This is a genomic window from Mesorhizobium sp. M1E.F.Ca.ET.063.01.1.1 (assembly GCF_003998155.1).
Classification (GTDB): domain Bacteria; phylum Pseudomonadota; class Alphaproteobacteria; order Rhizobiales; family Rhizobiaceae; genus Mesorhizobium.
Genome location: NZ_RZSC01000740.1, coordinates 1 through 2,856, shown reverse-complemented (window position 1 = coordinate 2,856; position 2,856 = coordinate 1). Strand labels below are relative to the sequence as shown.

Here is a 2,856-nt window from a genome sequence, read left to right as displayed (position 1 = left end):
AGGTTCAAGGACGAAGTGCCTTCAGCCGGCTGTTGCGGGGAATATTCGCTGGCGCAGGGTTGGCGCGGGCTGGGTTGTTCGCAGGGCTTTCCTTTCGCCAACCCGTGCGTTAGGGCGAGTCAGTATACAGGAGATTTGTGCCGTTGACGGCATCGGAACGCGCAAGATCGAGGCTGCTACCGGTCAGGGCCGCATGCTCGGCCTTGATGGCGCTGCTCATGCTCGCGCTGGTGGGCTTCGCCCAGGCTGAAGTCTCCGCTTCCGCAGCCGCGGTCTCGGGCGGCGCCGGCATCAGCGCGACGCGGCAGGGCGAAACGCTTGCATTGCTGAGGGTCACCGGCAAGGCGCCGGGCGTCGAAGCCCGCGCCGGGCGGCCGGCGCCCATAAAGCTCGTCAACGGCAATCCCGGCGCGCTCGCCCCGTCATTCGATTTCCTCGTCGTTGGCCGGGCTTCGCCGGCGCCGACGAACATCGTGCCTGCCTTTGCGGCAGCGCCGCTCTCGCATGCCAACCAGCCTCGGGCGCCACCAACCTCCTGAGCCCGTCGGTCGCTGACCGCAGCTTTCACACTCCAAACATTCCTTCGCGCCGCGACCCGGGGACGGCTATCGGCCGTCCGCCGGTTGCATGGCGCGCCAATTCGGAACTTCGCGATGCAACGTATCAAGACGTTCAAAGCCCTCACGCGCGCCGCCTCGGCGGCTTCATTTCTCGCCGTCCAGGCGCTGATCTGCATCGGCACCGTTTACTGGGCAATCGCCGAAACGCTTCGCATGGAAGGGACGGCAGCGGTCGTGCTCGGCGTCATCTTCGCCGGGCCGTCCGCCTATCTGCTGATGGTGGTCTCTCGCATGGCCTACGAGGCGGAGACGGATCCGGCGAACCAGTAGATGCAATGGCAAGGCGGGCAGACGGGGCGATGCGGTTACATCGCTCCGTCGAACGAACATATCCACGCAGCACGCGGCCAAGTGCCGATCCGCCGTACCTCGGCTCGCACCGCCGACCGCACTGAGGTCACATTCCTGGGCCAGAAAGCCGCAAAAGCAACTTTTGCAAACTTTTCAGAACGGATGGCGTTGCTGCAACCGCGCCAGTTCGGGAGACAGGGAATGGACAGACTGCAATTCGAGGTGCCGGTGCGCATCACGCCCGCGCCCGGCCTGCCGGTCGAGGAAATCTACAGCGTCGAACAGGCGCTCGACTTCCTGCAGAACTGGCCGAAGCGCCGGCAGAGCAAGGTCTATGACGCCGCCTTCAACGCCTGCTTCGGCGCGACGGTCGATGTCGCGAGCGCGGAGGAAGCCTGCCGGGCCTTCATGGCCTTCTGCCGCGTCAGCGGGTTGCTCGCCAGGGACGTGATGTTCCCCGGCAAGCGCGGCAATGCTGTAAGGGCGTCTCGCGAGGCGAGGGCATAACCTTCAATCGTCCGGTTCAGCCGGCGAAAGACACGCCCCTGTAGCGCATTCCCACCTGCACACCGCGAACGATCAGCCTGGACAGGATCTCCATGTCCAGCGGCATCTCCGGACGCCACACATCGAGCAGCAAGGCAATTCGTGGCTGATCGGCGTTGTTCATGACTTCATGCTCGAAGGTGTCGTCCCACAGCATGCACTCACCGTCGGCGATCCGCCTTTCCTCATGGTTGATCATCATGATCGTCGCCGGCCGGCCATCCGCCTGTTTCGGAATAACCAGGCCGAGATGAAATCTCATGATGCCGCGAAAGGGGCCGCGATGGGCCGGGATGTGCTTGCGCGGCGCCAGGAATGAGACGGCTGCCGATTTGACCTCGGGGCATTCCGACAGCAGCCGGCTGAGGGTCGGCATCCGCGCCAGGTTTTGCGGGATCGTCATGTCGTAGGCCTTGAGCACGAACATGCGCCAATCGAGGCCGTCATTGGCCGAAATCTCGGCCTGCTCCGGCATGATGTCGTGGAAACGCGGCACCTTGTTCAGCTTCACCGCAAGCGCCTCGTCGCGGATCTCCTGCCAGGCCGCGGTGAACTTCGCGGCATTGGGGAAATGCGTGCCGGCGTCAAGAATCGCCGGTGCATCTATGCGCTTTTCATAGATGCGGCGGACCAGATTGGTTCCAAGATCGTAGGCGCTGGACATATCATTACCTCGACGGGTGAATAATATAGTGGCGAATTGCGTCCGGTCATTGCTCACGGAGATTTGTTGAGCCGTTGAACGCCGGGTGGACATCGCGGCCCGCCTGTCACTGCGTATTCGATGCCAGTCGCGGGCCGGTCTTGGCATCGATGATCTCCGGCTTCGAGCTGTCGATCGTGCCGTCCCAGCCGCCGCCGAGCGCCTTGTTGAGGGCGATGTAATCGGTGGCGATCGACACACGGCTTTGCAGCAGCGTGTCATCCGCCGAATAGGCCGAACGCTCGGCGTCCAGCACGTCGAGAAGGCTTGTCTCGCCCGCCTTGTAGAGCGTTCTTTCAAGCCGGGCGGCATCGCCATAGGATTTCGCGGAAGAGGCGAGCTTGCCGTTTCTGATGCGCTCCTGCGAGAGCGACACGAGAGCGTTTTCCACGTTTTCCAGCGCCGTCAGCACGGCGGCCTTATAGGCAATGAAATACTGGTCGCGCTGGGCTTTGGCGACGTCGACCGCTGCCTGCAACTGGCCGGCGTTGAACAGCGGCACGCTGAGCGTCGGGCCGAAGGACCAGCCGATGGTGGAATTCCTGCCGAGATCGCCGAGCTTGAGGGCGGTGGTGCTGATGTCGCCCGTCAGGCTGACGCTCGGATAGCGTGCCGCCTCGGCCTGGCCGATCTTGGCCGTGTACTGAGCACATTGCCGCTCGGCCATCCGCACGTCCGGGCGGGTGAGCAGGATAT

5 protein-coding genes are annotated in these 2,856 nt (G+C 63.7%); 3 read left to right on the top strand and 2 right to left on the bottom strand.

Going from position 1 to position 2,856, the window contains the following annotated elements; all coding sequences use genetic code 11:
• Positions 1-206: 206 nt before the first annotated feature.
• From EOA29_RS31525 to EOA29_RS31515, 3 genes are all read left to right on the top strand, one after another.
• Complete coding sequence (locus tag EOA29_RS31525) at positions 207-539, top strand: hypothetical protein (protein WP_126095877.1); 333 nt, start codon at positions 207-209, stop codon at positions 537-539.
• Between the two features lie 114 nt (positions 540-653).
• Complete coding sequence (locus EOA29_RS31520; RefSeq protein ID WP_126093428.1) at positions 654-890, top strand: hypothetical protein; 237 nt, start codon at positions 654-656, stop codon at positions 888-890.
• A 222-nt stretch (positions 891-1,112) separates the two neighbouring features.
• Entirely contained in the window at positions 1,113-1,418 is a 306-nt protein-coding gene (locus tag EOA29_RS31515; protein ID WP_126093429.1) for a DUF982 domain-containing protein, read from the top strand.
• Positions 1,419-1,434: 16 nt separating this feature from the next.
• On the opposite strand, the gene EOA29_RS31510 is transcribed toward EOA29_RS31515, so the two are convergent.
• Together EOA29_RS31510 and EOA29_RS31505 are read right to left on the bottom strand one after the other, a co-directional pair.
• Positions 1,435-2,121 carry an aspartyl/asparaginyl beta-hydroxylase domain-containing protein gene (locus tag EOA29_RS31510; RefSeq protein ID WP_126093430.1) on the bottom strand — a complete coding sequence of 229 codons (687 nt, stop codon included), beginning with the start codon at positions 2,119-2,121 and terminating at the stop codon, positions 1,435-1,437.
• 106 nt (positions 2,122-2,227) lie between these two features.
• A partial coding sequence (locus tag EOA29_RS31505) for a TolC family protein (RefSeq protein ID WP_189479044.1) occupies positions 2,228-2,856 on the bottom strand: 629 nt, incomplete at its 5' end.

Excerpts from the sequence above, each read along its gene's own strand:
- EOA29_RS31525 (WP_126095877.1), top strand. The coding sequence starts at position 207 with ATGGCGCTGCTCATGCTCGCGCTGGTGGGCTTCGCCCAGGCTGAAGTC.
- EOA29_RS31520 (WP_126093428.1), top strand. The coding sequence starts at position 654 with ATGCAACGTATCAAGACGTTCAAAGCCCTCACGCGCGCCGCCTCGGCG.
- EOA29_RS31515 (WP_126093429.1), top strand. The coding sequence starts at position 1,113 with ATGGACAGACTGCAATTCGAGGTGCCGGTGCGCATCACGCCCGCGCCC.
- EOA29_RS31510 (WP_126093430.1), bottom strand. The coding sequence starts at position 2,121 with ATGTCCAGCGCCTACGATCTTGGAACCAATCTGGTCCGCCGCATCTAT.